Annotated in this window: 16 protein-coding genes and 1 tRNA gene; 11 read left to right on the top strand and 6 right to left on the bottom strand. The window is 46.8% G+C overall.

Annotation, left to right across the window (positions count from 1 at the left end; all coding sequences use genetic code 11):
- Positions 1 to 4: 4 nt before the first annotated feature.
- Entirely contained in the window at positions 5 to 1,564 is a 1,560-nt protein-coding gene (gene gntK / locus AYR61_RS13975) for a gluconokinase (RefSeq protein WP_056987337.1), read from the bottom strand.
- Positions 1,565 to 1,751: 187 nt separating this feature from the next.
- On the opposite strand from gntK, the gene AYR61_RS13970 reads away from it, so the two are divergent.
- On the top strand, positions 1,752 to 2,606 hold the full coding sequence (locus AYR61_RS13970) for a MurR/RpiR family transcriptional regulator (RefSeq protein ID WP_065903618.1): 855 nt from the start codon (positions 1,752 to 1,754) through the stop codon (positions 2,604 to 2,606).
- A gap of 409 nt (positions 2,607 to 3,015) precedes the next feature.
- Positions 3,016 to 3,792, top strand: a complete 777-nt coding sequence (locus AYR61_RS13965; protein WP_065903617.1) for a GH25 family lysozyme — start codon at positions 3,016 to 3,018, stop codon at positions 3,790 to 3,792.
- Between the two features lie 52 nt (positions 3,793 to 3,844).
- On the opposite strand, the gene AYR61_RS13960 is transcribed toward AYR61_RS13965, so the two are convergent.
- Entirely contained in the window at positions 3,845 to 4,201 is a 357-nt protein-coding gene (locus AYR61_RS13960; protein ID WP_065903616.1) for a DUF4828 domain-containing protein, read from the bottom strand.
- Between the two features lie 158 nt (positions 4,202 to 4,359).
- Between AYR61_RS13960 and AYR61_RS13955 the strand changes: the two genes are divergently transcribed.
- The 3 genes from AYR61_RS13955 (at position 4,360) to AYR61_RS13945 (ending at position 6,847) form a co-directional block, all read left to right on the top strand.
- Positions 4,360 to 5,364, top strand: a complete 1,005-nt coding sequence (locus AYR61_RS13955; protein ID WP_056987334.1) for a Gfo/Idh/MocA family protein — start codon at positions 4,360 to 4,362, stop codon at positions 5,362 to 5,364.
- 22 nt (positions 5,365 to 5,386) lie between these two features.
- The gene (locus AYR61_RS13950) at positions 5,387 to 6,709 is read left to right on the top strand and encodes a DEAD/DEAH box helicase (RefSeq protein WP_054711712.1); all 1,323 of its coding nucleotides are present in this window, start codon (positions 5,387 to 5,389) and stop codon (positions 6,707 to 6,709) included.
- Between the two features lie 65 nt (positions 6,710 to 6,774).
- Positions 6,775 to 6,847, top strand: a tRNA-Arg gene (locus AYR61_RS13945).
- 62 nt (positions 6,848 to 6,909) lie between these two features.
- Here the strand turns inward: AYR61_RS13945 and AYR61_RS13940 are convergent.
- Positions 6,910 to 7,365 (bottom strand): universal stress protein, encoded by a 456-nt coding sequence (locus AYR61_RS13940; RefSeq protein ID WP_054711710.1) that lies wholly within the window; start codon positions 7,363 to 7,365, stop codon positions 6,910 to 6,912.
- 180 nt (positions 7,366 to 7,545) lie between these two features.
- Here AYR61_RS13940 and AYR61_RS13935 point away from each other — a divergent pair, with 180 nt between their 5' ends.
- The 3 genes from AYR61_RS13935 to AYR61_RS13925 all read left to right on the top strand — a co-directional run bounded on the left by AYR61_RS13935 (position 7,546) and on the right by AYR61_RS13925 (position 10,949).
- Positions 7,546 to 8,019: a hypothetical protein gene (locus AYR61_RS13935; RefSeq protein ID WP_054711708.1), complete on the top strand. Its 474-nt coding sequence runs from the start codon at positions 7,546 to 7,548 to the stop codon at positions 8,017 to 8,019.
- 451 nt (positions 8,020 to 8,470) lie between these two features.
- Entirely contained in the window at positions 8,471 to 9,430 is a 960-nt protein-coding gene (locus AYR61_RS13930; RefSeq protein WP_054711706.1) for an ATP-binding cassette domain-containing protein, read from the top strand.
- Entirely contained in the window at positions 9,423 to 10,949 is a 1,527-nt protein-coding gene (locus tag AYR61_RS13925) for an ABC transporter permease/substrate-binding protein (protein WP_065903614.1), read from the top strand. The genes AYR61_RS13930 and AYR61_RS13925 overlap by 8 nt, the downstream gene beginning before the upstream one ends.
- A 310-nt stretch (positions 10,950 to 11,259) precedes the next feature.
- On the opposite strand, the gene AYR61_RS13920 is transcribed toward AYR61_RS13925, so the two are convergent.
- Together AYR61_RS13920 and AYR61_RS13915 are read right to left on the bottom strand one after the other, a co-directional pair.
- The gene (locus AYR61_RS13920; RefSeq protein WP_065903611.1) at positions 11,260 to 11,670 is read right to left on the bottom strand and encodes a GtrA family protein; all 411 of its coding nucleotides are present in this window, start codon (positions 11,668 to 11,670) and stop codon (positions 11,260 to 11,262) included.
- Positions 11,671 to 11,740: 70 nt separating this feature from the next.
- Positions 11,741 to 12,682: a glycosyltransferase family 2 protein gene (locus AYR61_RS13915; protein ID WP_065903606.1), complete on the bottom strand. Its 942-nt coding sequence runs from the start codon at positions 12,680 to 12,682 to the stop codon at positions 11,741 to 11,743.
- Positions 12,683 to 13,274: 592 nt separating this feature from the next.
- Between AYR61_RS13915 and wecB the strand changes: the two genes are divergently transcribed.
- Positions 13,275 to 14,393: a non-hydrolyzing UDP-N-acetylglucosamine 2-epimerase gene (gene wecB / locus AYR61_RS13910; RefSeq protein WP_054711700.1), complete on the top strand. Its 1,119-nt coding sequence runs from the start codon at positions 13,275 to 13,277 to the stop codon at positions 14,391 to 14,393.
- A 12-nt stretch (positions 14,394 to 14,405) separates the two neighbouring features.
- Positions 14,406 to 15,470 (top strand): YihY/virulence factor BrkB family protein, encoded by a 1,065-nt coding sequence (locus AYR61_RS13905; RefSeq protein ID WP_065903604.1) that lies wholly within the window; start codon positions 14,406 to 14,408, stop codon positions 15,468 to 15,470.
- 55 nt (positions 15,471 to 15,525) lie between these two features.
- Here AYR61_RS13905 and AYR61_RS13900 read toward each other — a convergent pair whose 3' ends face one another.
- Positions 15,526 to 15,975 carry a flavodoxin gene (locus AYR61_RS13900; RefSeq protein ID WP_054711696.1) on the bottom strand — a complete coding sequence of 150 codons (450 nt, stop codon included), beginning with the start codon at positions 15,973 to 15,975 and terminating at the stop codon, positions 15,526 to 15,528.
- A 75-nt stretch (positions 15,976 to 16,050) separates the two neighbouring features.
- Between AYR61_RS13900 and recX the strand changes: the two genes are divergently transcribed.
- The gene (gene recX, locus AYR61_RS13895; protein ID WP_065903602.1) at positions 16,051 to 16,869 is read left to right on the top strand and encodes a recombination regulator RecX; all 819 of its coding nucleotides are present in this window, start codon (positions 16,051 to 16,053) and stop codon (positions 16,867 to 16,869) included.
- The last annotated feature ends 254 nt before the right edge of the window (positions 16,870 to 17,123 follow it).

Below are 17,123 nucleotides of genomic sequence, written 5' to 3'. Positions count from 1 at the left end.
CCGATTATTTAACGTCGTCTGATTGCTTCTTTGCTTCCTGTGAACGCTGGAAGTCAGCAATGGCCTTGTACTCAGTTTGTAACTGACGGCTCAGACGAATGTAGATAGGAACCAATGCCCGGTAAGCTTCGTAAGTTTCAGGGTTTGGATGATGCACGTTTGCAACCCCGATAAACTTCTTCACTTCGCTCAGGTCATCGATCAAACCAAGACTGTACATCCCAAGTGTGGCAGCACCTAATGCGGTTCCTTCAACACTTTCAGGAATGGTAACGTCCTGTTCGAAGATGTCGGCTAACATTTGACGCCAGAGGGCAGAACGGGCGAAACCACCAGTTGCTTGAATACTCTTTGGCTTACCAACAACTTCTTCAAGAGCAATCATAACTGTGTACAGGTTATAAACGATCCCTTCAAGGGCGGCACGGACCATGTGGGCACGGGTGTGTGTCCGGGTCAAACCGAAGAATGAACCACGGGCATTAGCGTCCCAGATTGGGGCACGTTCGCCACCAAGGAATGGGTGGAAGATCAAGCCGTCTGAACCAGCAGGCACCTTCGACGCAATTTCAGTCAACAAGTCGTAACTGTCGATCTTCATTTGTTCGGCGGTGATCTTTTCTGGTGCAAACAGTTGGTCGCGGACCCAACGGAAGACGATCCCACCGTTGTTGACAGGCCCACCAACGACCCACTTGTCCTTAGCGAGGTAGTAACAGAACACCCGCGCTTTAGGGTCGATCTTTGGTTTGTCAGTAATGACACGAACGGCACCAGAAGTCCCGATGGTCACCGCAACAACACCTGGGTCGATAGCGTCAACACCAAGGTTGGCCAAAGGACCATCAGAAGCACCCATAACAAATGGGGTTTCTGGGTCGATGCCGATAACCCGTGCGTAGTCGGCGTTCATGCCGGAAACTGTGTCTGTCGTATCCACAAGTTCTGGCAATTGGTCGCGTGTCACGCCGGCAAGTTCAAGGGCTTGGTCGTCCCAGTCCATGTTGAAGATGTTGAACATCCCGGTAGCATTAGCGATTGAGTAGTCTTCTTTTAAGACACCGAATAATTTGTAGATGATGTATTCTTTGATCCCGACGAACCAACGGGCCTTGTCAAACAAGTCTTTGTGTTCGTTTCGCAGCCAAATTAACTTGGTCAATGGGGTCATGGGGTGAATAGGGGTCCCGGTCTTCTCGTAAATTTGCTTACCAACACCGTTTTCGCGGAGTTCGTCGGCGTAATTTACGGCCCGGTTGTCAGCCCATGTAATGGCCCGTGTTAATGGCTTATGGTCGTCATCTAATAGGATGAGACTGTGCATAGCGGCTGAGAAGGAAACACCCTTCAGCTCGCCAGGCTTTAAGTTCGCTTTCCGTAAAACGGTTGTCAGACCGTCAACTAAAGCGGAGAAAATTTCTTCTGGATCTTCTTCGGCCATATCAGGTTTGTCTTGATAAAGCGGATACAAATTGTTGGAATAGCCACTGACTTTTCCTTTGTCATCAAAAAGTACCGTTTTAACACTGGTTGTCCCAATATCGAGACCAATCATATAATCCATAGGTGAGATACTTCCCTTCGTAAAACTTGTTTGTGTCTATATGACAGTATTAAAAAAATGGATAGTTGTAATTCGAACAAGGCTTATTATATGAAAAAAATTTTCTCAATTCAACCCTTTTGTTGTAAAATATTTACAATAACGAAATTAAATCTCAAATTTTTTTCACACATAGGAGGTCAAAACATTGGCACGCTCGGTATTAAGCAGTATTCGATCTTATTATCCAAACCTAAGTCGACTACATCAAAAAATTGCAGATTACATTTTTGCCCAACCCCAAATGGTCAGCGAGCTTACAATTAGCGAACTGGCAAAAAAGGTGGGCGTTTCGACCGCCTCGATTTCTCGGTTTGCCAAAACGGTGGGGTACGCTAACTACCGTGAGTTTAGCATGGATCTAGCCAACGTTGCTACTGATAACAATCAGGGGACGATGTTTAAAAAGATCGACCCCAACGATTCACTGGATGAAATGGCGAAAAAAACCTTCCAAGCGATGATCGATGCGCTGATCTCAACGCAGTCTATCCTCCATGAAGACGAGTTAACGCAGGCGGTCAATCACATCCTGCACGCCGGCCAGTTGGCGTTCTTCGGGCTTGGTGGATCGTCCGTGGCAGCCCTTGACGGCTACCACACCTTCTTAAGAACTTCTATTAATAGTGAGTACTATCCAGACTTTGACGTTCAGTTGATGCAGGCGGCGAAACTGACGCGTGATGATTGCGCGATCATGATTTCGCATTCGGGGGAAAACCAGCAGACACTAACGGTGCTCAACCAATTGAAAAATAACCATGTACCGGTTATCGCAATTACGTCCTATGGCCGGTCATCGTTGGCGCAACGCGCGGATGTTGTGCTGTTGTCGTTAGCGGATCAGGTCAACAAACGCTCTGATGGCATGTATACACTAATTGCCCAGTTGGCGCTGATCGATAGTTTATTTACAATGGTCGCTATTAAATTGTCCAATAAGACTGAAGCTGTGATGTCACGGGTTAGAAGGGCGATTGATGAGACTAGGACAGAAATATAGAGTGTGGAAGGAGGCGGTTAGAGGGCGGAGCCTAAGCCAACTCTGACAGAAATTCCCGAACTTGGAATTTGTGTCAGAGTTGGCTTAGGCAGTAGCCCTCTGCCTCCTGGAACACGTTTCGACAATGTAAAATATTCCCACGTCGCAATGTCCCACCTCGGTAATCAGAGCCCGTGACATGGTGCCCTCGTTCCAAAAACGGAACACGCTTCATCAATGTCAACTAGCCCCAAGCCGAAATTAAACCAACCAAAACCAGCTAATCTCTCCGTTACATTTCACATCCTGGGCAAAAACAACAGGCTTAATCATAACCCCATCCACATCCGCACTCTCACAGCCATCCAAAGCATCCTAACAGTGTGTGGTAAAATAAACCATGAACACTTTCTAACGAGGATGAGGTCAAGTGAGAAAACGACGCATTGAACCAATCTACAACACAACTTATCGCCAAGTACGGCGCCGTTATGTTTGGACACGGACGCTCTTGATCATCGCTGTGATCTTGGTGGCCATCGGCGCCTGGATGGGCTGGCAACGCTATAAACAAGCACAATTAAAACGGTACCCAATCCAGGGTGTTTCATTGACGCAGGATAACGGGTTTATTGATTTTCAACAACTGGCAAAACATGGCATTTCGTTTGCGTATTTGCGTGCGAGTTCAGGTGCTACTTATACGGATGATGATTTTAGCTCTAATTATTCGCGAGCATTAGGGTCTGACGTTAAGTTAGGCGTGTATCACGTATACAGTTTTTCAACGTCACCTAAGGCGCAAGCAACCAATTTTGAACGCGAGGTTGGGTCTAAAACGGGGACGCTACCGATTGCCGTACAGGTCGCATTCTACGGTGAGTATAACCAACGCACGTTGAAACAACCCTCGACAGCTAACCGGCTAGTTGATTTCATTAGAATACTTCGCAAACGTTATCACCAATCAGTGATCATCTGGTGTACGCCGACCGTGTGGCGATTGCTTAAGGATAGTGATATCGGGCAGACACAACGGTGGGTGAACAGTGGCAGTTTGACGCATGCTGGCACGGATATTTCCTTTATCGAGTATGATGACCAGGGCAGCGTGACGATGAATGGTCAAACGCAAACGGTACCGCGGTCCGTCTTTAATGGGACTAAGAAACAGTGGGCGGATTATTTAAAAGTAATCGCACAATAAAAAAAGACCATCTAACGCATAGGTTAGGTGATCTTTTTTATTGCGTTGCATTTTATGAGTCCTGTACCGGTGAAATCACATAGTAGACATCATCAGCCTCATCGAATAATTGCACGGGAATGTCATGGTCGGCCTGAATTGTGATGTGGTACCCATAGTGGTCTAGCAGCACGAGGGAGTCATTAGTGAGCGATTCAACTTGCGCTGGAATCGTTCGGTGATCAATGTTGACGGTTAGATCAGGCCCGATGACCAACGAGTGAATTCGCGTGTTATCGGTGAGCTGCAGCTGCCATGACCCGATGAAGATAATGGGAGAAACCTTTTTGTTTTGTTTCGCATGTCGTTGTTTGGGCAGGAAGCCGCGGAAAAATGATTGCCCGTTCTTTAGCATATCTTTTGCATTCATTTAAACGACCTCCTTACACGTTTGATATAAATATAACATGAATGAAAAACTGTCCCTAGCGTTTTATCCCAATTTAACGGAAATCCAACCTAATGCGTATCATCTGATGTTAATAGCTGGTATCATTATTGTAAGAGTATTTTAAGGAGGGTTCAACCATGATTAAATTTGGCATTATTGGGACCAACTGGATCGCCCAGCAATTTGTAGACGCAGCGCAGGCTTCAGGCGAGTATGAATTGACGACGGTCTACTCAAGAAAAATGGCGACTGCAGAGGCGTTTGGCAGTAAAAATGGCGCCAGTCAATCCTTTGATGACCTCACGACATTTTTCACGACCGGGGACTTTGACACGGTGTATATTGCCTCACCAAATAGTTTGCATTACGAACAAGCCGTCCAAGCAATTACAGCCGGTAAGAACGTGATTATTGAAAAACCGGCGTTTGCGACCCAGGCTCAAATGACCAAGATTCAATCATTACTCGCAGCTAACCCTGAATTGCACTATTTTGAAGCAGCACGCAACATTCATACACCGAATTTTGCAGCGATTGCAAAACAGATGGCTAAAATGCCAACGATTCAGGGCGGTAATTTTACCTACATGAAATATTCGTCCCGGTATGATAAAGTATTAGCCGGCGAAGAACCGAATGTGTTCTCCTTGAAATTTGCGGGTGGGGCGCTCGAAGACCTCGGTGTTTATCCAGTCTACGATGCAGTGACCCTGTTCGGTGTGCCCCAGGAAGTAGCCTATTTCCCACAACGTATTCAAACGGGCGTTGATGGCAAAGGCGTCGCGATTCTACGGTATGACGACTTTGATGTGACCCTCAACTTTGGTAAAACGACTAATTCGCACATGCCATCCGAAGTCTACGGGTTAAAGGACACGATTGTTATTGACGATGCGGGGGAGTTGACCCAGGCCAGCTATTTTGATGCTGAGGGTCACGAAACCGTGATCAGCACGCCGGTGACTGACAACCAGATGCTGCCTGAAGCTCGCGATTTTGCGCGCGTCCTTAACGACCCGGCAAATCCGCAGAACCAAGCAGACTATCACCGTTGGCTGGACCTTAGTGTTCAAGTCAACAAGGTATTATATAATTTAAGGCAGAACGGCGACATCGTCTTCGCGGACGAACCTGCTAACTAAAAGAAATGAGAGAATCTATTTAATGATAACTGAATTTGAAAAACGTTTTGAGAAACTGGGCTTTGACGAGCTCTCCCCAATTCAATCAGCGGTGTATGAACCGATGAAAAAAGGCGACAGTGTCCTTGGTCTTGCACCGACTGGGTCGGGGAAGACGCTGGGGTTCGTCGTGCCGATGCTGGAGCGAATTGCACCAGGAATGGGGATCCAGGCCATGATCATTGCGCCATCCCAAGAATTGGCGATGCAGTTGACCAACGTTACCCGGAGTTTTGCACAGTTGGTTGACTTGAAGGTCACTGCTTTAACCGGTGGTGCCAACATCAAAAACCAGTTTCAGCAACTCAAAAAACATCCTGAAATCGTGGTCGGCACACCGGGACGGATTCAAAATTTGGCTGATGAGCATAAACTGAAAATGAGCGACTTGCAAACGGTCATCATCGATGAAGCGGATGATCTATTGGCTGGAGAAACACTTGATACGGTGCGGTACATTCTTCAGTCAGCCCCGTCTGAGGTTCAACTTGGGTTCTTCTCCGCCACCGAAACGCCCATTTTACAGGAACTTGAAAAATGGTTTGGCCAACCGGTCACGCGGTATGATGTGCGTGACATTGACACGACCCAGGGTGAGGTCCGACATGGGCTGCTGACGGTTTCGAATTTTAAAAAAGCGGGGATGCTATCGAAGCTCGCGACCATCAAGCAGTTTAAAGCGCTTGTCTTTTTCAGCCACATGGGCTCCCTGCAACAAGCAAAGTCCTGGTTGGTGCACCATCATGCGCCAGTGGCAACGTTGACGGCAAACCAGCGGCAAACCGAACGACAAAAAGCACTCACAGATTTTCGACTGGGCCGTGTAAAGTTGCTGTTGTCAACGGATGTTGCGGCTCGCGGGTTAGATATTGCTAAGTTACCTGCCGTGGTGAACTATGAAATTCCGCGCTCAGCCAATGCCTACACCCATCGAACAGGCCGGACAGGCCGGATGGGTGAACCGGGACAGGTGATTAATTTTGGTGACGATCATGATTTTCGGGATCTGAAGCGGATGCTGAAGGATACGGACTATGCGTTAGTGCCGATCTATTACAACGACCATCAGCTAACCACCACGCCCTATGGGGACCGGAACGAAGCAGACACTCAGGCTCAGGATACTGATATGCCGGTGGTTCACGCGGCGAATGATAACGCGGCTGGTAAGGCGACGTCAGTCTCACAGGAACGTGGTGAGAAAACACCAGTTAAGCGTGATATCGTCGCACCAGCCAGCAGCAAACGGCATAAGAAAAACAAGCATTCCAAGCGTAAGGGAATGCGGCACAAAAGACAGGATTAGGCAAACTCACTGAACACCTTTACAATCGCGTCTAACCATGAGAAAATATTGAGTGTTCGTGTGTTGGCCCCATAGCACAACTGGATAGGGCACCCGCCTCCTAAGCGGATGATCCCGGTTCGAGCCCGGGTGGGGTCATTGCGCATCCAAAAAAGACGCAAACTGTTTCGACAACAGTTTGCGTCTTTTTAGTACCAAGATTATGCAGTTTCACTCGGTTCAGCAACGACCAAGACATTCACCTTCGCGTTGCGCACAACGTAAGCGGTGGTTGAGCCGACCAACAACCGGTCAATGGCGTCAGTTCCGGATTTTCCCATAACGATGAGGTCAACATCGTGGTCACTGGGATAGTCCGTGGCAATGACCTGCTTAGGGTTACCGTGCAGGATCTCTGTGGACACCGGGAAGTCGTCTTTTTCGGCTTGGGCTTTGCCTTCCGCCAGCACACTATTTGCATGGTCGGCAAGCTCGCCATAGTAGCCGCCGGAATTGGCGATTCCAGTGCCGGTTACCTCGTAAATGAGACGTTTGTCGTCTGCCACATTGACAAGGTGCAACGTGGCGTTAAAGGTGCGGGCTAGTTTGATGGCCTCGCCTAACGCTAATTGCGCGTTATGACTGCCATCGAGTGGTACCATAATATCGTTATACATGAAGCTCAACTCTTTTCTATATATAATTGGTCACCTTTATTTTGAAGCAAACTGTAAGTGGTTTCAATCAATCTGCCCAGATTCTCATGAGGTTTTTAAAATGCGCTGGCGAGGTCAGCGTTGGCCTTAAGTCGCGATTTATGATATAGTTTCAGTGTCAATGAAAACGAGGGATACTGATTGGAAAAGTTAGATTTTTATAAACATCATATTGAAAATCCACTCATCAATATTATTAATACCCGCGCTCAGGATAATAATTTTGAACGGCAGTGGATTCAGTTGCACGTGCCTAATCGTGATTTGCAGTATGCAATTTCCCAGTTAACGACGCTGAATTTACGACTGCTTCAACAAATTGAACTCTCCCAACCGGTGACGGCCGAGGGTTTGATTGCTGAATTGGATCTTAAAATGGGGGTCATAACCAAGAATGTGAACAAACTGTCGCGGTTAGGGTTTGTGACGCGCTCACATGAAGATATCAAACAGGCGACCTTTCAACTCACGAAAACAGGGAGTAAGGTCGTCATGATTCAAAATGAACTCGGCGACCTGCTTGACCAGCAGCATGCCCGGCTCGTTGAGAAGTACAGTCCTGAAGAACTATCGATCGTTGCTGATTTCTTAAAAGACATGCAGGAGGGCCACTAAGGGCCTCTTGTCAAGGAGCAGACTAGGATGCTGGTCTGCTTTTTTTGCGCTCAAATAGTGGTGTGATAGGGCAACGTTTAGGCCAAATAATAGTATTCGATGTTTTCAGACATTTTTTAGAGGAAGCTGGTTGGGTCACAGCGTCATTGTAACCAGCAATGACACACAAAAATTATCCGCTGATTTCAAGCGTTTCTGGGTGACACTCGTTTCAAAAGTGGTAAGCTTTTAAACAGATGTTCGGGTGACGGGAGGTTGCCCGTGAATCGTCGACGTTGTCGGTAACAACGTTAAATCGAGTGAGCATACCAGACTGGTGACCGCAAGCCCTCAGGCGATATCCATAATTCGTGACTGTTATACAGTGCTGTATAAGCCGATCGAATGACCGATATCCCTGTCTAAAAGGCGGTTTACTGGGATTAACCACACGCAGGGAGGAAATTGCGAGATGATAGAATACCGTGATGTGGGCATGCACTATAACGATGACACACAGGTGCTGCACCATATCAATTTTACGATCAACGACGGGGAACTGTTTGTGTTGGTCGGACCAAGCGGTACGGGGAAAACGACTGCGTTAAAGATGTTAAACGGGTTGGTCGTGCCAACGGATGGCAACATTTATTTTGATGGGAAGCGGATTAAGGAATACGACATTCAAAAATTACGGTTGCAGATGGGCTATGTGTTGCAAAACATTAGCCTTTTTCCGAATTTAACGATTGAAGAAAATATCGGCATTCAACTGGAAGAACTCAAACGACCAGCTGCAGACCGCAAACAAATTGCGGCTGACCTGCTGAATACGGTGGGACTGCCGGCAGAAAAATACGCGCAACGGATGCCTGCTGAACTTTCTGGTGGTGAACAGCAACGCGTTGGGATCATCCGGGCAATTGCTGCCCAGCCGAAAGTGGTGCTGATGGACGAGCCGTTTAGTGCCCTCGATCCCGTTTCGCGGCATAATTTACAGGATCTTGTTTTACAGATTCACCAAAAGTACAACTCAACGATCCTGTTTGTGACCCATGATATGAACGAAGCGTTACGTCTGGGTGACCGAATCGGCGTGATGGCTGAGGGTGACATGCAGCAAATTGCCACGCCGCAGGCACTGCTTGATGAGCCCGCAAACGACATTGTGCGTTCCTTCTTCTCTGGCATTTCTAAGACAGAAAAGCCGGTCGTTGAACTCTTGAAACAGGCAAAGACTTGCACCGTAGTTAATGAAGCGACCGCGAAGACGTTACCACAAGTGAATGCGTTAATTTCCACGGCTGATCTGGTCACGACGTTGCGAGAACATCCAGATGGGGTTGTCGCTTTGAGCAGCGGCAGCTTGATCAAAATCACGATGAACGACCTGCTCGACTTTTTAGCCGCGGGAGGTGAAGCCCTTGTTTAAACAGATTGAAGAGGTGTTACGCACTCAAAGCGGTCAAATTTGGCAGGCCATTGGTGAGCACATTGCGATTTCGCTCATCTCGCTGTTGATTGCCTGTGTCATTGCAATTCCGCTAGCCATCGCACTGATGAATCATCACCGGGTGGCTGAATTCTTTCTCCAGGTTGCGGGTGTTTTTCAGACCATTCCCAGTTTAGCCATCCTCGGAATCCTGATCCCGTTTGTCGGCATTGGGACGGTGCCAGCCATCATTGCGCTGGTCGTGTATGCCATCATGCCGCTCTTTCAAAACACGTATGCGGGACTCACGGACATTGATCCGAGCCTGGAAGAAGCAGCTACGGCTTTCGGCCTTTCTCGCAGCCGTAAACTCTTTCGGCTAGAATTACCGTTGGCGATGCCGATGATCTTGTCCGGGGTCCGAATTGCTACCGTGATGATCATTGGGACAGCAACGTTAGCCGCTTTGATCGGGGCTGGTGGTCTTGGGACGTACATTATCCTCGGAATCGAAAATAATAACAACGCGCTGCTCTTGATTGGGGCCGTGCTGTCAGCAATCTTAGCCATCGTCTTCAGTGCCTTGATTCGACTTTTGGAGCGGGTGCGCATTACGAAACGCGGTGTGATTGCCACGCTTTGCGTTTTCCTGATTGCTTGTGGGGCGGGTGCGTTTAAGTATTTCGCACCAAGCCAGCAGACGATTACAATTGCCGGAAAGATGGGCAGTGAACCTGAGATCTTAATTAATATGTACAAAGATTTGATTCAACAGGAATCACCGAAAACAAAGGTTGTCGTCAAGCCAAACTTTGGCGGTACCAGTTTCTTGTTTAAGGCCCTTGAAAGTAAGCAAATTGATGTTTACCCAGAGTTTACGGGTACCGTTCTTCAGGCAATCGTTAAGGATACCGGCAAGACACCGCATAATCCTCAGGTCACGTATAAGAAGGCCAAAACAGCGTTAGCTAAGCAAGACCAAATGACTTACCTCAAGCCGATGGCCTATCAAAATGGGTATGATCTGGCAGTGAGTCGTAGTTTTGCCAAAAAATATCACCTGAAAACGATTAGTGATCTCGCAAAAGTTGGCAGTCAAGCAACCGCCGCTTTTGACCCTGATTTCTACCATCAAGCCGATGGGTATCCGGGTTTAAAGAAAGCGTATGGCTTACATCTTGGCAACATCAAAACGATGGAATCCAGCATTCGCTATGATGCGATTGCAGATCACCGCGTTAACGTTGTGGATGGGTATACAACGGATCCTGAAATTCAAAAGGACCACTTGGTTGTGCTCAAGGATAACAAGCATTTCTTCCCACCGTATCAAGGAGCCCCGTTGATGACCAACACGTTTGCGGACCGCCATCCTGAGGTCAAACGCGCGTTATCTAAACTGTCCGGCAAGATCTCAACGACGGACATGCAGAAGATGAACTATGCAGTCACTTATAAACATGAAAAAGCCGCCACTGTGGCACGACATTATTTGAAGACACATGGGTTGTTAAACTAACTTTAGGGCACGTTTTGACAGGAATGTTGAAACGTGCTTTTTACTGATTTAATCGGTTTATGTATGATACAATTTATATAAAAATTTGATTGTGACCTGGCTTGAGATTGTGTGACGCTTATAGCGCATCATTATTTGAGTGACATATCTCTGTTGGTATATGCAATAAGTTGATAGATCAGGATAGGAATAATATAAAAGCAGCGTACCAATCAGTTATGAGATTGATTGGTACGCTGCTTTTTTAGTTAATTGGCATTCATTTATTCGTCGTACTTGGCTGTTGTGCTGAAACGCTTTGTTCTACGCACTAGTTTGTCTTTCTGAAAATGAACCACTTTGAGAAAAAGTAGTTCAAAATCACCACGACAATTTGGTCGATTAACTTCACCACGATGGTGTTGCCATTAAGCAGAGAAATCCCGACCCAGAGAATCAGTGCATCGACGCCCAATGATGCAATTCTGAAGAAGAAAAACGAGGCCATTTCCCAAATGAAGGTTCTTAAAACCATTGTCTTTGAATGAAAGACCCACAGTTTATTGGTGATAAACGCAAATAAAACAGACAAGAACCAAGCGATAACGTTGGCGATTTGGTAGTAGATATGGGGACTTAACCAAACAAACACACCAATGTTGATCAGCGTTGTTAACCCGCCAAAAAAAAGGTAGGAAATGACGGACTCATACTTATGAAACAGGGTGATAAGGGTTTGCATAGAAAGCCTTTCTTAATGCATGTCTGCATTATACAAAAGCAAGCCGGATCAGCGACTTGCTTAGGTAACGTTACTTCTTTTCTTTGACGATATATTTCGGTCGCTGTTTGGTCTCTAAGTAGATCTTACCGATATATTCACCTAGGATTCCGAGACAGAAGAGCTGCAGACCGCCTAGCATTAAGATGATTGAAACTAGGCTTGGCCAACCAGCAACTGAGCCACCGATGATCAAAGCCCGCAGCACGACAAAAATTAAACCACAGATCGATAGGAAGAAAGAAAATCCACCGACCCATGTGGCTAATCGTAAGGGGGCATCGGAGAAATCGATGATGCCGTCGATTGCGTAGTTAAAGAGCATGCTCAGCGACCAATGCGTGGTGCCGGCAGCTCGAGGCTGACTCTCATATGTTAAATATTTTGTTTTATAGCCGACCCAGGCAAAGATCCCCTTAGAGAAACGATTATATTCCGGCAGGGCAGTAATGGAATCGACCATTTGGCGTGTCATTAAACGGTAATCACGGGCGTTTGGCTCGATTTTTACCTGTGACATGGTGTCGATAACTTTATAAAATCGTGATGAAAGGAACGCACGAATTCGGCTTTGACCTCGACGGGCCTTTTGAATCGTGCCAACACAGTCGTAGTCTTCCTCTTCAATGAGACGGATCATTTCAGGTAACAGCTCAGGTAGATCCTGAAGGTCCACGTCCATTACAGCGACCAGATCGCCGGTAGCGGCATCCAATCCGGCAGCTAGGGCAGATTCTTTCCCGAAATTACGTGAAAATGAAATATAGTGCACAGTTTCTGGATGCTGCTCTTGCAGCTGCTTTAAAATTTCAAGTGTTTTATCACTGGAGCCATCATTGACAAATTGATACTGTGGCTGATACCGTTCACCAGCGTGGTTGATACCAGTGAAGACCTTGGTTACAGCGTCATAAAATAGCATGATGGATTCTTCCTCATTGTAACAAGGCACAATCAGGCTGATGGTACGCATAAAAAAACCTTCTCTCCCTACGAACTTTCATACACTATTCTAAGCTAAATCCTATGAAGAACAAAGGGGTTGTTTGTTAAAGTTGCATTAAGAGCGTGAAGCAAGGCGGTTAAGGGGCGGAGCAGAAGGGACTCTGGTCAGAAAAAGCCGGGCCTGCTTTTTTTGACCAGAGTCCCTTCTGCAGTAGCCCCTTGCCTTGCTGAACGCGTTTCGACTAGAGGACAGAAAACAACATCGACATCAACGCATTACGGCAAATAACAGCAAAATACTAACAAACACTATCACATCTTTCAACTGCTCAACAGAATAAATGAGCTTATCAGTATCAAAAATAAAGATAGCACTTGAAGCCTTGATGTTAAGCGATTATGTATTCTACATCTATCTGGACATCCAACCAATTTACCCAATCAAATTCAAAAAAAACAATTTTATTTTAAAACATCTCAGCAATTTAACGTAGCTATATAGTAACCAGCTCAAAAATCAAAAATTCCGTTCCCTTAGCATTAAACTTCAGCAAGAAAGTGTTATCGATTTCGCGCATTTGCTATAATAATAGTCGAAAATAATTGGAGTGAATTTTAAAATGACAAAAATTAAAGTAATGACCATCTTTGGCACACGTCCAGAAGCCATTAAAATGGCCCCCATCGTTTTACGCATGCAACAACTCAGTGATGTGTTTGATCCCATCACTGTTGTGACTGCTCAACACAGGGAGATGTTGGACCAGGTCCTCGATATTTTTAAGATCAAGCCAGACTACGATCTCAACATTATGAAACCGAATCAAACACTGGCTCAAATTACGAGTCGAGTACTGACAAATTTGGACGACGTGATTGCTGAAGCAAAGCCGGACGTCATTTTGGTTCATGGCGACACAACGACCACTTTTGCGGCTAGCGTGAGTGCCTTTTATCACCAGATTCCACTGGGACACGTTGAAGCCGGGTTGCGGACGTGGGATAAGTATTCGCCATATCCGGAAGAGATGAACCGGCAATTAACGGATGTGTTAGCGGACCTTTACTTTGCGCCAACAGAATTGAGCCGCCAAAATCTGTTGAAAGAAGCCCATGATGACAGCCACATTTTTGTGACTGGCAACACGGCTATCGATGCTCTGCAGCAAACCGTCAATGCTGACTATCACCACGCTGTACTTGACGCTGTCGATGACCAGCACCGGATCATTTTGCTGACCATGCATCGTCGTGAGAACCAGGGGGAGCCCATGCGACGCGTCTTTAAGGCTATTCGTGAGGTAGTTGATCACCAGCCGGACGTTGAGGTCGTTTATCCCGTCCATCTGAGTCCGAAAGTGCAAACTGTTGCGCACGAAATACTTGGTGGCGATGACCGGATTCATTTGATCGACCCGCTAGATGTGGTTGATTTTCATAATCTTGCGGCTCGTAGTTATCTGATCATGACCGATTCTGGCGGTGTTCAGGAAGAAGCACCATCACTCGGGAAGCCAGTTTTGGTGCTACGCGATGAAACGGAACGGCCAGAAGGGGTGACTGCCGGAACGCTGAAACTCGTTGGAACGGATCCGGAAAAAGTCACCAGGGCCCTCACAACGCTATTGAATGATCAACAAGCCTACCAGCAAATGGCAGACGCTAAGAATCCATACGGTGATGGACATGCTTCCGAACGCATTTTAGATGCGATCCAGACCCATTTCCAACAAGCCTAACGGGGGAACAAGATGCAAAAGCGAAGTCTTGGGTTATTCATAAAAGCGCTCTGGGCGCACTATCAATCGGCAAATGTCAGTGATTCAGCCTCTGTGCTGTCCTACTACATGATGATGTCGGTCTTCCCAATCTTTTTGATTGTGGGTAACTTGATTGCGTTTTTGCGCATTAAGTCGGCCATGGTTTTGCACTATCTGAAACCAGTTTTGCCGCTACCTTTTTATCAAACACTGGCACCGGTGATTCGCTCCTTTCTGGAACAGGGAAGTACCGGCACATTGTCGATCGGGATCATTGTGACGATTTGGTCCGCCAGTAAAATGGTGGCTGCGTTTCAACGCAGTATCAATCAAGCATATGGCATTCACAACACCAACGCGGTTATCAGCAGGTTCTTTTCGTTTATCTTCATCGTCGTGCTGGTCATTGGGATTACCCTGTTAGGACTGCTGTTCGGGCTGAGTGAAGCGATTTTGCGCGTTGCTAAGCCGTGGTTTCAATTTTCAAATCAATTTACAGCGTTCATTGGCAATATTAAATGGCCGATCTCCTTCATTGGTATCTTTGTCCTGAGCTACATCCTTTACGCCATCGTGCCATCCGTGCGCGTTAAGTACCGCTATGTATGGGCGGGTGCCCTGGTTACGACGGCTGGCTGGTTGGGATTAGGCCAAATCTTTTCACTCTATATTCGGTACTTTGAAACGAATGTGACCAGTTACAAGACGATTAGTACCTTCATCATTTTAATGCTGTGGATGAACTTAGCCGGGATGGTCTTACTGATCGGCGGGATTGTCAATGCGACACTTCAAGAATGGTTTCAAGGTGAGATCCAGGAGATGCACTTTGTGGATCAGATCATGGATACTGCCCGTCATAGCCATCAAAAGCATTTAGCCAAAAAGAAGCATTCTGGTCAGACTAAGGCGAAACCCACACCGCCTAAGAAAAAGCCAACGAACAAGACGGCTACGAAGGCGAAGCCAGCTGCCCAGCCAAAAAATCGGTCACAATTGCAGACTAAGCGGCCACCGGTGAATGGCCAAAAAAATAAACCAATGACAAGACACTAAAAGAGCGTTGCCAGTGACCATTTGGTATCCTGACAACGCTCTGATAGTTAGCGGCTTAGGCGTTGGCCTTAGCGACAATTTTTTCGACAAACGCATCGAGGGTTTCGATGTCGTCTTCATCGGGTTCCAAGTTGATTTTGACATCCTCGGCACCCTGGGTTGCTTTAGCGGTCTTAAAGGCGGCACTAAAGGCATCAACGGCGACGTTGAAGTCGTCTTCGTAAAAGACATCACCAGACCCGGCAACCCCATAAACCTTACCCGTGAGGTCAAGGTCCTGTAAGTCTTCATAGAAGTCCATGCCTTCTTCTGGGAGTTCACCTTCGTCGTACGTGTACGGGCAAACGATGCAGATATCCACGTCGTTCAGTTCTTCGGCGTCCGTTTGAGAAATTTCAGTTTCTTCAACGTCGACGCCAAGTTCTTCGAGTTTGTCGGTGACGATGTCCGCGACGTCTTCATTGTTTCCAGTAATTGTTGCGTATACTACGTGAGCACTTGCCATAATTTTTCTACCTCGATCATGTTTAATATGAATTAACGTTAGTATAGCAAACTAAAACAGGAGTGTGAACCAACCTTGACTTCAGAAAACGAAAAGATTCCAGTCATCACAAAAATCGAAACGCAAAAACGGGCGGGTCGTTACAATGTTTATTTAGATGGCCGATACGCCTTTCCGGTAAGCGAGGATGTTTTGGTCCGCTTTCGGCTGTTTAAAGGCAGTGAGGTCGATGTCCAGTTGCGAGAACAACTTGAGAACGCGGATCAGCAATCTCAAGCGTGGGGCGTGGCACTGGGGTACATTTCATACCAGCAGCGGACTGAAAAAGAAACCATCGATTACCTTGTGAAAAAGGAATACGACCCTGAAACAATTGATGCGGTCATTGGTCGCTTAAAAGAAGAGCTAGTTTTAAACGACAAACACTATGCGTACAGCTATGTGCGCACAATGCGACGGACCAGCGATAAGGGACCGACAGTGATTCGACGGACGTTGCAGCAAAAACACGTGGCGCCGACCTACGTTGATGAAGCCTTGGCGGATGAATATGATTTGGACGCGCAGCTCACTAAATTGGCTGAACTGGTACCTAAGTTACAACGGCAGTACCGAAAAGAAACGCCGCGACTGCAACGACAAAAGGTGCAAAAACGGTTGGTCGACCGCGGGTATTCGTTTGATGTGGTCGACGAAGCGTTGAACGATGTTAGCTTTGAGATGAGTGCGGATGACCAGGCAGAGTTGATGGCACCTCAGGCTGAAAAGCTGTGGCGCCGGTATCGGGCACAACCGGAAAGTCAACGGAAGATGAAGGTGCGGCAGGCGCTTTATCGGAAGGGGTTTTCTGGGGAGTTGATCAGTGCTTGGTTTGAGGAGCTGGAAGACGAATAGGTAAGTTGCGTTTTGATGTAGTCGTTTTGGAGTGGTGAGATTTTTGCACGAAGCGTTTTTGTTTCGTTGAGGAGCACCTTCATAGTCTTTGATTGCTTTCAATGTCACGCTTTCTGCCGCTCTCTGAACTTTGATTTTATTTTTTGTTGTCGGTGCAACTTACCTGGTCTTTCTATTAGCCTCGAGATTAAACGCTTTCTGCCGCTCTCTGAACTTTGATTTTATTTTTTGTTGTCGGTGCAACTTATCTGGTC

Source organism: Secundilactobacillus paracollinoides, from assembly GCF_001702155.1.
Taxonomy (GTDB): domain Bacteria; phylum Bacillota; class Bacilli; order Lactobacillales; family Lactobacillaceae; genus Secundilactobacillus; species Secundilactobacillus paracollinoides.
This window is presented reverse-complemented; position numbering and strand designations above follow the sequence as displayed.